At 72.0% G+C, this 15,130-nt stretch carries 9 protein-coding genes; 7 read left to right on the forward strand and 2 right to left on the reverse strand.

Features of this window, described 5'->3' with window-relative positions; genetic code table 11:
• Positions 1-126: 126 nt before the first annotated feature.
• From AMK19_RS21280 to pyk, 7 genes are all read left to right on the forward strand, one after another.
• Positions 127-2,082 (forward strand): alpha-1,4-glucan--maltose-1-phosphate maltosyltransferase, encoded by a 1,956-nt coding sequence (locus tag AMK19_RS21280; RefSeq protein WP_073814494.1) that lies wholly within the window; start codon positions 127-129, stop codon positions 2,080-2,082.
• Entirely contained in the window at positions 2,079-3,797 is a 1,719-nt protein-coding gene (treS, locus tag AMK19_RS21285; protein WP_073814139.1) for a maltose alpha-D-glucosyltransferase, read from the forward strand. Before AMK19_RS21280 ends, treS begins: the two co-directional genes overlap by 4 nt.
• A gap of 264 nt (positions 3,798-4,061) precedes the next feature.
• Positions 4,062-5,549 (forward strand): maltokinase N-terminal cap-like domain-containing protein, encoded by a 1,488-nt coding sequence (locus tag AMK19_RS21290; RefSeq protein ID WP_073814141.1) that lies wholly within the window; start codon positions 4,062-4,064, stop codon positions 5,547-5,549.
• A gap of 93 nt (positions 5,550-5,642) precedes the next feature.
• A complete protein-coding gene (glgB, locus tag AMK19_RS21295) occupies positions 5,643-8,081 on the forward strand; it encodes a 1,4-alpha-glucan branching protein GlgB (RefSeq protein ID WP_073814143.1) in 2,439 nt (812 codons plus the stop codon).
• 125 nt (positions 8,082-8,206) lie between these two features.
• Positions 8,207-10,336 carry a phosphate acetyltransferase gene (gene pta / locus AMK19_RS21300; RefSeq protein WP_073814145.1) on the forward strand — a complete coding sequence of 710 codons (2,130 nt, stop codon included), beginning with the start codon at positions 8,207-8,209 and terminating at the stop codon, positions 10,334-10,336.
• Positions 10,333-11,541 (forward strand): acetate kinase, encoded by a 1,209-nt coding sequence (locus tag AMK19_RS21305; protein WP_073814147.1) that lies wholly within the window; start codon positions 10,333-10,335, stop codon positions 11,539-11,541. The genes pta and AMK19_RS21305 overlap by 4 nt, the downstream gene beginning before the upstream one ends.
• 112 nt (positions 11,542-11,653) lie before the next feature.
• Complete coding sequence (gene pyk / locus AMK19_RS21310) at positions 11,654-13,084, forward strand: pyruvate kinase (RefSeq protein ID WP_073814149.1); 1,431 nt, start codon at positions 11,654-11,656, stop codon at positions 13,082-13,084.
• An 84-nt stretch (positions 13,085-13,168) separates the two neighbouring features.
• Here pyk and AMK19_RS21315 read toward each other — a convergent pair whose 3' ends face one another.
• Complete coding sequence (locus AMK19_RS21315; protein WP_073814151.1) at positions 13,169-14,485, reverse strand: hypothetical protein; 1,317 nt, start codon at positions 14,483-14,485, stop codon at positions 13,169-13,171.
• On the reverse strand, positions 14,482-15,063 hold the full coding sequence (locus AMK19_RS21320; RefSeq protein ID WP_073814153.1) for a DUF6114 domain-containing protein: 582 nt from the start codon (positions 15,061-15,063) through the stop codon (positions 14,482-14,484). Before AMK19_RS21320 ends, AMK19_RS21315 begins: the two co-directional genes overlap by 4 nt.
• Positions 15,064-15,130 lie beyond the last annotated feature (67 nt).

Raw genomic sequence — 15,130 nt, forward strand, 5'->3', positions numbered from 1 at the left:
CCGCCGACCGGCGCGCCTTCGGCCACCGCACCCACTGCGCCCACCGCCGGCACCACCTCCTCCCCCCGCAAGTCCCCGGCCGCCCGGCCGGCCCGCACCGCCCGCACGACGACAGAGAGCGACACCGTGATCGGCCGCATCCCCGTGCTTGACGTGACCCCGCTCGTCGACGCCGGCCGGCGTCCGGCCAAGGCCGTGGAGGGCGAACGCTTCCTGGTCTCCGCGACGGTGTTCCGCGAGGGCCACGACGCGGTGGGGGCCAATGTGGTGCTGCGCGATCCGCGCGGCCGCTCCGGCCCGTGGACGCCGATGCGCGAGCTGTCCGAGGGCAGCGACCGCTGGGGCGCGTACGTGACGCCGACCGCGACGGGCCGCTGGTCGTACCTGGTGGAGGCGTGGAGCGACCCGGTGGCGACCTGGCGCAAGCACGCCGCGGTGAAGCTGCCGGCCGGGATCGACACCGCGCTGGTGCTGGAGGAGGGCGCCCAGCTGCTGGAACGCGCGGCGGCCGGGGTGCCGAAGAAGGAGGGCCGGGCCCAGGTGCTGGCCGCGGTGGACGCGCTGCGCGACGCCGGCCTGCCGCCGCTGAGCCGCTACGCGGCGGCGCTGGTGCCGGAGGTGACGGCGCTGCTGGACCGCTTCCCGCTGCGCGAGCTGCTCTCGGCGACCCGTCCGCAGCCGCTCCAGGTGGACCGCAAGCGGGCGCTGTTCGGCGCCTGGTACGAGTTCTTCCCGCGCTCGGAGGGCGCGGTGGTGGACCCGAGCGGCGTGCAACCGCCGGTCTCCGGCACCTTCCGGACGGCCGCCGAACGCCTGCCCGCGGTCGCCGCGATGGGCTTCGACGTGGTCTACCTGCCGCCGATCCACCCGATCGGCCGGGCCCATCGCAAGGGTCCGGACAACTCCCTGACGGCCGGTCCGCAGGATGTCGGCTCGCCGTGGGCGATCGGCTCCCCGGAGGGCGGCCACGACGCCGTCCACCCCGACCTCGGCACCATCGAGGACTTCGACCACTTCGTCGCGGAGGCCGGCGCGCTGGGCCTCGAAGTGGCCCTGGACTTCGCCCTGCAGTGCTCGCCGGACCACCCGTGGGTGCACAAGCACCCCGAGTGGTTCAGCCACCGCGCGGACGGCACCATCGCGTACGCCGAGAACCCGCCGAAGAAGTACCAGGACATCTACCCGGTCAACTTCGACCAGGACTTCGACGGCATCGTCCGCGAGACGGTGCGAATCCTGCGCTTCTGGATGGGCCACGGGGTGCGGATCTTCCGCGTCGACAACCCGCACACCAAGCCGGTCAACTTCTGGGAGAAGGTGCTCGCGGACATCGCCCGCACCGACCCCGACGTGATCTTCCTCGCCGAGGCATTCACCCGCCCGGCGATGATGAACACCCTCGGCAAAGTCGGCTTCCACCAGTCCTACACGTACTTCACCTGGCGCAACGACAAGGCCGAGCTCACCGAGTACCTGAGCGGGCTGACCGGCGAGGCCGCCGCCTGGATGCGGCCGAACTTCTTCGCCAACACCCCGGACATCCTGCCCGAGTACCTGCAGACCGGCGGCCCGGCGGCGTTCGCGGTGCGCGCCGTGCTGGCGGCGACGCTGTCGCCGACCTTCGGGGTGTACGCGGGCTTCGAGCTGTTCGAGAACGAGCCCGCGAAGCCCGGCTCGGAGGAGTACCTGCACTCGGAGAAGTACGAGCTGCGCCCCCGCGACTGGACCCGCCCGGACTCCCTCGCGCCGCTGCTCACCGCCCTGAACCGGCTGCGCCGCCGGCACCCCGCGCTCCAGCAGCTGCGGGACCTGTGCTTCCACCCCGTCGACAACGAGTGGATCATCGCGTTCTCGAAGAGCGCCGTCACCGAGGACGGCCTGGAAGACCGGGTGATCTGCGTGGTCAACCTGGACCCGCACCACGTCCAGGAGGCCACCGTCACGCTCGACGTGCCGGGGCCGCTGACGGTGCACGACGAGCTGACCGGCGCGACGTACGCCTGGGGCCGTCACAACTACGTCCGGCTCGATCCCTCTACCGGGCCGGCCCACCTCCTCACGGTTCGGAGGAACCCGCAGTGACAGTCAACGAGCCCGTCCCCGACACCTTCGCCGACACCCCCGCCCGGGACCGCGACCCCGAGTGGTTCAAACGCGCGGTCTTCTACGAGGTCCTGGTGCGGTCGTTCCAGGACAGCAACGGCGACGGCGTCGGAGACCTCAAGGGGCTCACCTCGCGGCTCGACTACCTCCAGTGGCTGGGTGTGGACTGCCTCTGGCTCCCCCCGTTCATGAACTCCCCGCTGCGGGACGGCGGTTACGACGTCTCGGACTACCAGTCGGTGCTCCCGGAGTTCGGCAACCTGGCCGACTTCGTGGAGTTCGTCGACGCGGCGCACGCCCGCGGCATGCGGGTGATCATCGACTTCGTGGTGAACCACACCAGCGACCAGCACGCGTGGTTCCAGGCCTCCCGCAGCGACCCGGAGGGCCCGTACGGCGACTTCTACATGTGGGCCGACGACAACAAGCAGTACCCGGACGCCCGCATCATCTTCGTCGACACCGAGAGCTCCAACTGGACGTACGACCCGGTCCGCAAGCAGTACTACTGGCACCGCTTCTTCAGCCACCAGCCGGATCTCAACTACGACAATCCGCGGGTGCAGGAGGAGGTGATGGCGGCGCTGCGGTTCTGGCTGGACCTCGGCATCGACGGCTTCCGACTGGACGCGGTGCCGTACCTGTACGCCCGCGAGGGCACCAACTGCGAGAACCTGCCGGAGACCCACGACTTCCTGCGCCGGGCCCGCAAGGAGATCGACGCCAACTACCCGGACACCGTGCTGCTGGCAGAGGCCAACCAGTGGCCGGAGGACGTGGTCGACTACTTCGGCGACTTCGGCTCCGGCGGCGACGAGTGCCACATGGCGTTCCACTTCCCGGTGATGCCGCGGATCTTCATGGCGGTCCGCCGGGAGTCCCGCTACCCGGTCTCCGAGATCCTGGCGAAGACCCCGGAGATCCCGTCCGGCTGCCAGTGGGGCATCTTCCTGCGCAACCACGACGAGCTGACCCTGGAGATGGTCACCGACGAGGAGCGCGACTACATGTACGCGGAGTACGCGAAGGACCCGCGGATGCGGGCCAACGTGGGCATCCGCCGCCGGCTCTCCCCGCTGCTGGAGAACGACCGCAACCAGGTCGAACTGTTCACCGCGCTGCTGCTCTCGCTGCCCGGAAGCCCGGTGCTGTACTACGGCGACGAGATCGGCATGGGCGACAACATCTGGCTCGGCGACCGCGACGGCGTCCGCACCCCGATGCAGTGGACGCCGGACCGCAATGCGGGTTTCTCCTCGGCCGACCCGGGCAGGCTCAGTCTGCCACCCATCATGGACCCGGTGTACGGCTATCAGGTGACCAACGTCGAAGCGCAGCAAAGCAGTTCGAGTTCGCTGCTGCACTGGACGCGTCGCATGATCGAGATCCGCAAGCTCAATCCCGCGTTCGGCCTCGGCAGCTACACCGAGCTGCCCTCCAGCAACCCCGCGGTGCTGGCCTTCGTGCGCGAGTACGAGGGCGACCTGGTCATGTGCGTGAACAACTTCTCGCGGTTCGCGCAGCCGACCGAACTGGACCTGCGGCAGTACGGGGGGCGGTACCCGGTCGAGCTGATCGGCGGCGTGCGTTTCCCCACCATCGGCGAGTGGCCGTACCTGTTGACGCTGGCCGGCCATGGCTTCTACTGGTTCCAGCTGCGCCAGTCCCCGGCGAAGGCGTCCGGGGCCAAGTAGCGGCAGGGGCTGCACGCCCGTGCACCGAAGATCCCGCAGGCCCCGATCGGGACACCCCTTCCGCGGGCGCGCGAATCGTTCCGCGCGCCCCCGGAGGTCTTCGCACCACCGCGTACGGAGAACAGCCCAACGGCCATCCACACGAAGGCGTGACACCGAGCCCGCGGCTCGCGTGCCGTCGCCGCCGCGCCGTCGAAATCCGGAAGAGTGAAGGGCCCGGCCACGACCCGTCGGGCAGTCGCCCGCTTCCGGGGAAAGGGAGTCATGTCCGAAACCTCCCGTTCTCAAGCCCACCTGCACCGTGATCCGTCCGCCGCCCCCGGGCCGGTCGGGACGCGGGCGCCGGGGGCCCGGAGAACCGCCGCGGGAGTCAGCGAGCTGGTCCAGGCGGCCCTGCCGCTGATCGCCGAATGGCTTCCCACCCAGCGCTGGTACGCCGGAAAGGGCCGGCCGATCGCCGCGCTCGTGCCGGTGATCGGCACCCCCCTCCAGGTGGGCGATCCGGCGCTGCTGCACCTGCTGCTGCGGGTGGAGCACGGCGGCGCGGCCTCCGGCCCCGGCGACGTGTACCAGCTGCTGCTGGGCATCCGCTCGGAGCGGCCCGCGGCGGTCGGGCAGCGGGCGGTGCTGGGCCGACTGGCGGGCGGCACCTACGACGGCGCGGTGCTGTACGACGCGGTGCACGACCCGGAGCTGACGGGCCGCCTGCTGGAGCACCTGGCCACCGGCGACCGGTTCGGTTCGCTCTGTTTCCGCCGCACCCCGGGCCCGGGCCTGCCCGGCAACATCCCGGGCCGGGCGTCCACCGCGGAGCAGTCCAACTCCTCGGTGATCTACGACACCGCGTTCATCCTGAAGCTGTTCCGCCGGATCAGTCCCGGGACCAACCCCGACCTGGAACTGTCGCTGGCGCTGTCCCGGGCCGGCTCGACCCGCATCCCCCGGGTCGCCGCCTGGTTCGAATGCCGGCTGGAGCGCTCCGAGCCCGCCACCCTGGGCCTGTTGCAGCGCTACCTGCCGGACGCCGAGGACGGCTGGGAGCTGGCGCTCGACCAGGTCGCCCGGCTGAAGGGCGACCCGTCGCCGGGCAACTTCGCGATCGAGGCGCACCGGCTGGGCCGGGCCACCGCCGAGGTGCACCGGGTGCTGGCCCGCTCGATGCCCACCACCCGCCTCGACGCGCCGCGGATCGCCGAACTGGCCGGCGCGATGGCCGACCGGCTGGACGCTGCGGTCACCGCGGTGCCCGGCCTGCTGCGCTACCGCTCCGCACTGCGCTCGGCGTTCCAGCAGCTGACCTCCGCCCACCTGGACGGGCTGCCGGTCCAGCGCATCCACGGCGACCTGCACCTGGGCCAGGCGATGCGCACCCCGCAGGGTTGGGTGCTGCTGGACTTCGAGGGCGAGCCGGCCAAGCCGCTGGCCGAGCGCCGCCTGCCGCAGCCCGCGCTGCGGGACGTCGCCGCGATGCTCCGTTCCTTCGACTACGCGGCCGCGCACCTGCTGGCCGGCGCCCCCGCGCCGGACCCGCAGCTGGCCCACCTGGCCTCGGCCTGGGCGGCCCGCAACCGGGCCGCGTACTGCGCCGGGTACACGGCGGGCGGCGGCGCCGACCCGTCGGCGTCCCCGGAGCTGATGCGCGCCCTGGAGATCGACAAGGCCGTGTACGAGGTGGTGTACGAGGCGCGGCACCGGCCGAGCTGGCTGCCGATCCCGCTGGCCGCGATCAACCGCCTGGCCCACTCCGTCTGACCGTCCGTTCGCCCGCCCGGCCTCCTGGGCCGGGCGGCCCGCTCTCCCGGCAGTAACCCCGACCCGTTCGCAGGAATCCAGGAGGCCTCCACCGTGACCCCGCTCGGTCCGCTCGACCCGTCCGACCGCCAACCGGCCGTCCCGGCCACCTTCCGGAACGGCGAGCGCGTCAGAGGGGCCGGCTGGCAGCCCCCGGCGAAGCCCGCGCGGCCGTCCGGGGCGGCGCCGCAGAGCCCGGCCGCGAAGAGCCCGGCGGCGAGGAGGCCGGCCGTCGAGCGTCCGGCGAAGTCCCGCCCGGCGCCCGCCCGGCCGGTCCCGGGCGCGGCGCTGCGCCTGCCGGAGGCGCCGCTGCCGCCCGGCGAGGTGGACCGCCTGGTCTCCGGCGCGCACCACGACCCGCACGCCCTGCTGGGCGCGCACGCGCTGCCTACGGGCACCGCGATCCGGGTGCTGCGCCCGTTCGCCGAGCGGGTGGTGGTGGAGACGGCGCTCGGCCCGGCCGAGTTGACGCACCAGCAGGCCGGTCTGTTCACCGGCCTGCTGCCCGGCCGACGGTTCCCGGACTACACGTTGAAGGTGACGTACCCGGGCGGACAGCCGCTGGAGCAGGAGGACGGGTACCGGTTCGCCCCGACGCTCGGCGAGTTGGATCTGCATCTGATCTCGGAGGGCCGGCACGAGCAGCTGTGGACGGTGCTCGGCTCGCACGTGCGCACGGTGGACGGGGTGGCGGGCACCTCGTTCGCGGTGTGGGCGCCGAACGCCGTCGGGGTGCGGCTGATCGGCTCGTTCAACCACTGGGACGGCACCGCGCACCCGATGCGCTCGCTGGGCTCGTCCGGCGTGTGGGAGCTGTTCGTACCGGGCCTCGGCGAGGGCGAGCGGTACAAGTACCAGATCCTGACCCGCGGCGGCGCGATCGCGGAGAAGGCCGACCCGCTGGCCCGCGCCGCCCAGTGCCCGCCGGACACCGCCTCGGTGGTGACGGTCTCCCGGTACGAGTGGCAGGACGCCGAGTGGATGGCCGCGCGCGCCCGGACGGTGCACCACCGCTCGCCGATGTCGGTGTACGAGCTGCACCTCGCGTCCTGGCGGCCGGACCTCACCAGCTACCGGCAGATCGCCGAGGTACTGCCCGGCTACCTGACCGAACTCGGCTTCACCCACGTCGAGTTCATGCCGGTGATGGAGCACCCGTTCGGCGGCTCCTGGGGCTACCAGGTGTCCGGCTTCTACGCCCCGACGGCCCGGCTCGGCACCCCCGACGACTTCCGGCACCTGGTCGACACGCTGCACCGGCACAACATCGGCGTGCTGGTCGACTGGGTTCCGGCGCACTTCCCGAAGGACGACTTCGCGCTGGCCCGCTTCGACGGCGAGCCGCTGTACGAGCCGGCCGACCCGCAGCGGGCGGAGCACCCGGACTGGGGCACGCTGGAGTTCGACTACGGCCGCACCGAGGTACGCAACTTCCTGGTCGCCAACGCGGTGTACTGGTGCGAGGAGTTCCACGTCGACGGCCTGCGGGTCGACGCCGTCGCCTCGATGCTCTACCTCGACTACTCTCGCGAGGGCGGCGGCTGGTCGCCCAATCAGTTCGGCGGCCGGGAGAACCTGGACGCGGCGTCCTTCCTGCAGGAGATGAACGCGACGGTGTACCGGCGCTGCCCGGGCGTACTGACGGTCGCCGAGGAGTCCACCGCCTGGGACGGCGTCACCCGCCCCACCGACGCCGGCGGCCTGGGCTTCGGCCTGAAGTGGAACATGGGCTGGATGCACGACTCGCTGGTCTACATGTCCAAGGAGCCGGTGCACCGCAAGTACCACCACCACGAGATGACCTTCGCGATGGTGTACGCGTACTCGGAGAACTACATCCTGCCGATCTCGCACGACGAAGTGGTGCACGGCAAGCAGGCGCTGGTCTCCAAGATGCCCGGCGACTGGTGGCAGCAGCGCGCCAACCACCGCGCCTACCTCGGCTACATGTGGGCCCACCCCGGCAAGCAACTCCTGTTCATGGGACAGGAGTTCGCGCAGGGAGCGGAGTGGGAGCACGAGAGCGGCCCGCAGTGGTGGGTGCTCGACGAGGGGTGGGAGGCGCACGCCGACCACCGCGGGGTGCAGCGCCTGGTCGGCGACCTCAACCGGGTCTACCGCGGCACTCCCGCGCTGTACGAGCAGGACACCGTCCCGGCCGGTTTCCGCTGGCTGGACGGCGGCGCGGCCGACGACAACGTGTTCTCCTTCGTCCGGTTCGCCGCCGACGGCTCCCCGCTGGTCGCGGTCTGCAACTTCTCCCCCGTGGTCCGGCACGGCTTCCGGGTCGGCCTGCCGCGGCTGGAGGGCCGCGACCAGCTGTGGGAGGAGGCGCTGAACACCGACGCCGAGCGGTACGGCGGCGGCGGGATCGCCAACTCCCGTCCGGTGAAGGCCGAGGGCACGCAGTGGAACGGCCAGCCGCGCTCGGCGGAACTGGTGCTGCCGCCGCTGGCCACCGTCTGGCTGCGCCCGGTTCGCCCGAACGGCTGACGGTCCGTTCAGGACCTCCGGCACCCCGGAGCAGCCCGAACGGCAGTGCCGCACCCCGGTCCGAATGTCGTACGAAGGTATGGTCGAGGCGACTGGCCCGAGACAGACGGACGGAGAGTTCCACCGTGGCGAGCAGTGTGTACGTGACCGGGATCGATCGGGGGGACGGCCGACAGGTCGTGGAACTCGGGGTCATGGAACTGCTGACCCGCCAGGTGGACCGGGTCGGGGTGTTCCGCCCGCTGGTGCACAGCGCGGACGACGGCGGGCAGGCCGCCGACCACGTGGTCGAGCTGCTGCGCACCAGGTACCGGCTGGACCTGCCGACCACCGAGCTGTACGGCCTCAGCTACGACGAGGCGGCGGCCCTGCAGGCCGCCCGCGGCCAGGACGAGCTGGTCTCCGTCCTGGTCGACCGCTTCCACCAGCTGGAGCGGCGCTGCCAGGCGGTCCTGGTGCTGGGCACCGACTTCTCGGGCACGAACATCCCGGACGAGCTGGCCTTCAACGCCCGGCTGGCGAACGAGTTCGGGGCGGCCGTGCTCGGGGTGGTCGGCGGCCAGCACGACGACCCGCAGACGGTGATCGCCGAGGTCCGCAACGCCCACCGGGCCTACCGCGACCTCGGCTGCTCGATCCTGGCGATGGTCGCCAACCGGGTGGCGCCGGGCGCCAAGCAGCAGGTGCAGCGGACGCTGACCGAGAAGCTCCCCGTCCCCGTGTACGTGATCCCGGAGGAGCCGGCGCTGGCCGCGCCGACCGTGGCGCAGCTGGTCGAGGCGACCGGCGCCAAGGTGCTGCTGGGCGACACGGCGGGCCTGTCCCGGGACGTGCGGGGCTTCGTGTTCGGCGGCGCGATGCTGCCGACCTTCCTGAACGCGCTGACCGAGGGCGCGATGGTGGTGACCCCCGGCGACCGGGCGGACCTGCTGATCGGCTCGCTGGCGGCGCACGCGGCGGGCTCCCCGCCGATCGCCGGCGTCCTGCTGACGCTCGGCCAGCACCCCGGCCCGGACGTGATGGCGCTGGCCTCCCGGCTGGCCCCGGGCACCCCGGTGGCGGAGGTGACGGAGGGCTCCTGGCTGACCGCCGCGCAGCTCACCCACCTGGAGGGCCGGATCGGCCCGGGCAACCCGCGGAAGGCGGAGATCGCCCTCGGTCTGTTCGAACTGCACGTCGACACCGCCGAGTTGACCAGCCGGATCGAGCTGACCCGCACCGAGCGGGTGACCCCGATGATGTTCGAGCACGCGCTGCTGGAGCGGGCCCGCGCCGAGCGCCGCCACATCGTCCTCCCGGAGGGCGCGGAGGACCGGGTGCTGCGCGCCGCCGAGGTGCTGCTGCGCCGCAACATCTGCGACCTGACTCTGCTGGGCGAGCCGGAGGCGGTGCACCGCCGGGCCGCCGCCCTCGGCATCGAGTTCCCGCAGGCCGGCGACACCGGCTCCCGGCTGCGGGTCGTCGACCCGGCGGCCAGCCCGCTGCGCCAGCGCTTCGCCGAGCTGTACGCCAAGGCCCGGGCGCACAAGGGCATGACGGTGGAGCGGGCGCTCGACGTGGTCACCGACGTCTCGTACTTCGGCACCCTGATGGTGCAGGAGGGCATCGCGGACGGCATGGTGTCGGGCGCGGTGCACTCGACGGCGGCGACCATCCGCCCGGCGTTCGAGGTGATCAAGACCTCGCCGGGCGCGTCGATCGTCTCCTCGGTGTTCTTCATGTGCCTGGCCGACAAGGTGCTGGTGTACGGCGACTGCGCGGTCAACCCGGACCCGGACGCCCAGCAGCTCGCCGACATCGCGATCCAGTCCGCGGAGACCGCCGCCCAGTTCGGGGTGGAGCCGCGGGTGGCGATGCTGTCGTACTCGACCGGCACCTCGGGCTCGGGCGCGGACGTGGACAAGGTCCGCAAGGCCACCGAGCTGGTCCGCGAGCTGCGCCCGGACCTGCTGGTGGAGGGGCCGATCCAGTACGACGCGGCGGTCGACGCGCACGTCGCGGCGACCAAGCTGCCGGGCTCGCCGGTGGCGGGCCGGGCCACCGTGCTGATCTTCCCGGACCTGAACACCGGCAACAACACCTACAAGGCGGTGCAGCGCTCGGCCGGCGCGATCGCGGTGGGCCCAGTGCTGCAGGGCCTGAACAAGCCGGTGAACGACCTGTCCCGGGGCGCCCTGATCGAGGACATCGTCAACACCGTGGCGATCACCGCGATCCAGTCCCAGACCCAGCCCGCCGAGGGAGACGCGCAGTGACCACCACCGGTACCCGCGTCCTGGTGCTGAACGCCGGGTCGTCCTCGGTGAAGTACCAGCTGATCGACATGCTGGACGGCGCCCGGCTGGCGTCCGGCCTGGTGGAGCGGATCGGCGAGGTCAGCGGCCGACTGCTGCACCTGCCGCTGACCGGGGAGCCGCGCGAGTCGGTGCGCCGGTTCGCCGACCACGACGGGGCGCTGCGGGCCGTCGCCGACGAGCTGGCCGCGGACCTGATGGGCCTGGACTCGCCGGAGCTGGCGGCGATCGGCCACCGGGTGGTGCACGGCGGGATGCGCTTCACCCGGCCGACGCTGATCAACGACGCGGTGGTGGCGGAGATCCGCCGGCTGATCCCGGTGGCGCCGCTGCACAACCCGGCGAACATCACCGGCATCGAGGTGGCCCGCTCGATGCGCCCGGACCTGCCGCAGGTCGCGGTCTTCGACACCGCCTTCCACGCCACCCTGCCGGAGTACGCGGCCCGGTACGCGATCGACCGGAAGACCGCCGACGAGCACCGGGTGCGCCGCTACGGCTTCCACGGCACCTCGCACCAGTACGTCTCCCGGGCCACCGCCCGGCTGCTGGGCCGCGACCCGGCCGAGCTGAACGTGATCGTGCTGCACCTGGGCAACGGCGCGTCCGCCTCGGCGGTGGCCGGCGGGGTCTGCGTGGAGACCTCGATGGGCCTGACCCCGCTGGAGGGCCTGGTGATGGGCACCCGTTCCGGTGACGTGGACCCGGGCCTGGTGTTCCACCTGCACCGGGTGGGCGGCCTCAGCATCGACCAGATCGACGACCTGCTGAACCGCCGCAGCGGCCTGCTCGGCCTGTGCGGCGACAACGACATGCGCGAGGTGGTGCGGCGCGCGCAGGGCGGGGACGAGGATGCCGGGCTGGCCTTCGACTCGTACGTGCACCGGATCCGCCGGTACCTGGGCGGCTACTACGCGGTGCTCGGCCGGGTGGACGCGGTGGCGTTCACCGCGGGTGTCGGGGAGAACTCCGCGGAGGTCCGGGCGGCGGTCTGTGCCAATCTTGAGGAACTGGGCATTTCGGTGGAGCCGGAGCTGAACGCGATGCGTTCACGACAGGCCCGGGTGATCTCACCGACCTACGGCCGGGTGACCGTCGCCGTGGTGCCCACCGACGAGGAACTGGAGATCGCCCAGCAGACGTTCGCGCTGGTCCATGAGGTATAGGACCGGAGCGGGATGACTACCCGTCAGTATCCCACCCCTCGGAATGTTCGTTGGCGATATCTGACGATTCGAGCCGAATGCACCGATAACACGAACGGATAGACTGACGGATATGCGCCGAGCGAAAATTGTCTGCACCCTGGGTCCCGCCACGGACTCCTACGAACAGCTGAAGGCCATCGTCGAAGCGGGCATGAACGTCGCCCGACTGAACATGAGCCACGGCTCCCACGCCGAGCACGAGGACCGGTACCGCCGCGTCCGTCAGGTGTCGGAGGACACCGGCCGCACCATCGGCGTGCTGGCCGACCTGCAGGGCCCCAAGATCCGTCTGGCGACTTTCGCCAACGGCCCGGTGACCGTTGACAACGGCGACACGTTCACCATCACCACCGAGGACGTCCCCGGTGACCAGTACATCTGCGGCACCACCTACAAGGGCCTGCCCGGCGACGTGAAGCCCGGCGACCCGATCCTGATCAACGACGGCGTCATCGCCCTGGAGGTCGTCAGCGTCGACGGCCCGCGGGTGCGCACCGTGGTGGTCGAGGGCGGTGTGCTCTCCAACAACAAGGGCATCAACCTGCCCGGCGCGGCGGTCAACGTGCCCGCGCTGTCCGAGAAGGACAAGGACGACCTGCGCTTCGCCCTGCGGCTGGGCGTCGACATGGTCGCGCTGTCCTTCGTCCGCAACGCCGCGGACATCGACGACGTCCACAAGGTCATGGACGAGGTCGGCATTCGTGTGCCGGTCATCGCCAAGATCGAGAAGCCGCAGGCCGTCGAGGCGATGGAGGAGATCGTCCTCGCCTTCGACGCGATCATGGTGGCCCGCGGCGACCTGGCGGTCGAGTACCCGCTGGAGAAGGTGCCGCTGGTACAGAAGCGCCTGGTCACCCTGGCCCGCCGGAACGCCAAGCCGGTGATCGTCGCGACCCAGATGATGGAGTCGATGATCCACGCCTCGCGTCCGACCCGCGCCGAGGTCTCCGACGTCGCCAACGCGATCCTGGACGGCGCGGACGCGGTGATGCTGTCCGCCGAGTCCAGCGTCGGCAAGTACCCGGTCGAGACCGTCAAGACCATGAGCAGGATCGCCGAGAAGGCCGAGGAGGAGCTGCTCTCGCAGGGCCTCCAGCCGCTCAACCCGGGCCGCAAGCCGCGCACCCAGGGCGGCTCGGTCGCCCGCGCCGCGACCGAGCTGGGCGACTTCCTCGACGGCAAGGCGCTGATCGCCTTCACCAAGTCCGGTGACACCGCCCGCCGGCTGTCCCGCTACCGCTCGCCGATCCCGGTGATCGCCTTCACCCCGGACGTCGCCACCCGCAACCAGCTCTCGCTGAGCTGGGGCGTCGAGGCGTACGTCACCGAGCAGGTGGCCACCACGGACGCGATGGTCGAGCAGGTCGACCGCGAGCTGCTGAAGATGGGCCGCCTCGCCGAGGGCGACACCGTGATCGTCACCGCCGGTGTGCCGGTCGGCATCCCCGGCACCACCAACATGGTCCAGGTCCACCACCTGGGCACCCGCGGCGGCCACTGAGCCCTCGCGAAAACCCGCAGGGGCGGGACCCGGGAGACCGGGTCCCGCCCCTGCGGGCGTCCGCGCGACATCTGCGACGACGGCTCAACCGTCGTACGGCTCCTTGTCGTTGAAGAGCCGCATGCCGGGAATGTTCAGGTCGCCGCCGAACTGGCCGGCCTGCACCGCCTTGGCGCCGGTGAGGGTCAGGTCCAGCGGGATCGGGACCGCGCCCAGCAGGTCCCACAGCCACTTCGGCAGAGTGTCGGGGGTGAGCGTGATCTCGCCCAGGTCGATCGGTATCGGCAGGCCGTAGACCGCCGCCAGGTGCCCGGACAGGCTCTCCACGTACATGGTGATCGGGCCGTTGCGCATGGTGGAGGTCGATCCCTGGCGGCTCTTCACGTGGAAGGTCAGACCCGGGATCTGAATGGTCGACATGTCCAGGTTCTCGATGTCGACGCTGTCGGTGGTGAACTTCAGCACCCGCTTGGTGCCGCTCTCGGTGGTGACGTCGTAGACGCCGTTGAACACCGAGCCGTGCAGCGCCAGCCGGGTCGAGTGCAGCACCCAGTTCTGGTCCGGCACCACATGGCCCTTGGGCGCGGCCTTCGCCGCCAGGCCCTTGGTGCTCACCAGGCAGTTCGGGTCGTCGGACGCCGAGGCGGACGGCGCCGGGGCCTTGGTGGTCGGCGACTTCGTGGTCGGAGCCTTGGTCGTCGGCGCCTCCGTCCCGTCGGCGGCCGGGGCCTCCGGCGTGGCGGGCGCCTCGGTGGTCGGCCGTCCGGTCGCCGAGGGGCTCGGGGAGTCGGACGGCTTCGAGCTCGCGGACGGGCTCGGGGTGGTGGCGGGCGCCGGGGTCCCGGCGTTCGGCGTCGCCGACGGGCTCGAACTCGGGTGGGTCAGCTTGTCCCACCAGTCGTCGACGATCCCGGCCTGCTGCACCCCGCCGCCCGCGGAGGCGTCGTTCGGCGTCACGTAGGCGGCGGACTGCACGCCCGTCGAACCGGTGAACACCGCCGGCACCGCGGCGGCACTGCCCGCCGGAGCCTGCCCGGACTGCCCGGACTGCCCGGACTGCTCCGCCGGAGCCTGCCCGGACTGCTCCGCCGGAGCCTGCCCGGACTGCCCGGACTGCCCGGACTGCCCGGCCGCGGCCTGGCCCGTCGAGGAGTCCGGCTGCACCTTGATCTCGCTCTTCGGGACGGGCGTCTCCTTGAGCACGGTGTCCGGGCTGCTCGCGCAGCTGCCGGGCAGCGGGTCGGCCGCGGCCGCCATGGTCGGCGTGTAGGCGGCGCCCATCAGCAGCGCGGTCGGCACGGCGGCGATCGCCAGCGCCCGCCCGCGCAGCCGGGACCGCACGCCCTCACGTGGCACCGCGTGCCGCGGTCCGGGAACGGCGGGCTTCTGCGAGTCGGTCACCGCTGCTCCCCCTCCGGACCCGGTGTCGGTGCGGCGCCGTACTCCAGCGGCCGCTGGACGGCGGCCTGCGCGGGCGGCTGAGCGGCGACGGCCTGCGCGGGCAGCTGCGCGGCCGGCGCGGCGCCCGTGGCGGCGGCCGTCCCGTCGATCTCCGGCCCGTCGACCGGGGCCGGCAGCGGCGCCCAGGAGACCAGCAGGCCGCCCGCGATCAGACCGGGGACCAGGCCGAAGCCGAAGCCGCCAAGGTTGGAGACCGGGACGGAGATCAGCGCCAGGATGGTGGTCGCCACCCCGCAGAAGATCCGCACCATTGGCTGGAACCAGACGGTGATGCCGAGCACCATCATCAGGATGCCGATCAGCAGCGAGCCGGCCCCGGCGGTGGTCGCCATCGCCACGGTCAGGCCGCCCAGGCTGAGGTGGGCGTACGGGAAATACAGGATCGGGATGCCGGCGATCACGGCCAGCAGGCCGCCCCAGAACGGCCGGGTCCGCCGCCAGGCGCGGAACCCCTGGCGACCTCGGCCGGCCAGACCGGCCGGGCCCTCGGGCCAGGCTTCGACGGTTGCGCTGGACATGGTGCGACTCCTCGATGGTGGGTCCGAGGGGAAAGACGGATGGCCCCGGGTACGCCGGGGTGCGGTC

The sequence above is a fragment of the Kitasatospora sp. CB01950 genome (assembly GCF_001905465.1).
Classification (GTDB): Bacteria; Actinomycetota; Actinomycetes; order Streptomycetales; family Streptomycetaceae; genus Kitasatospora.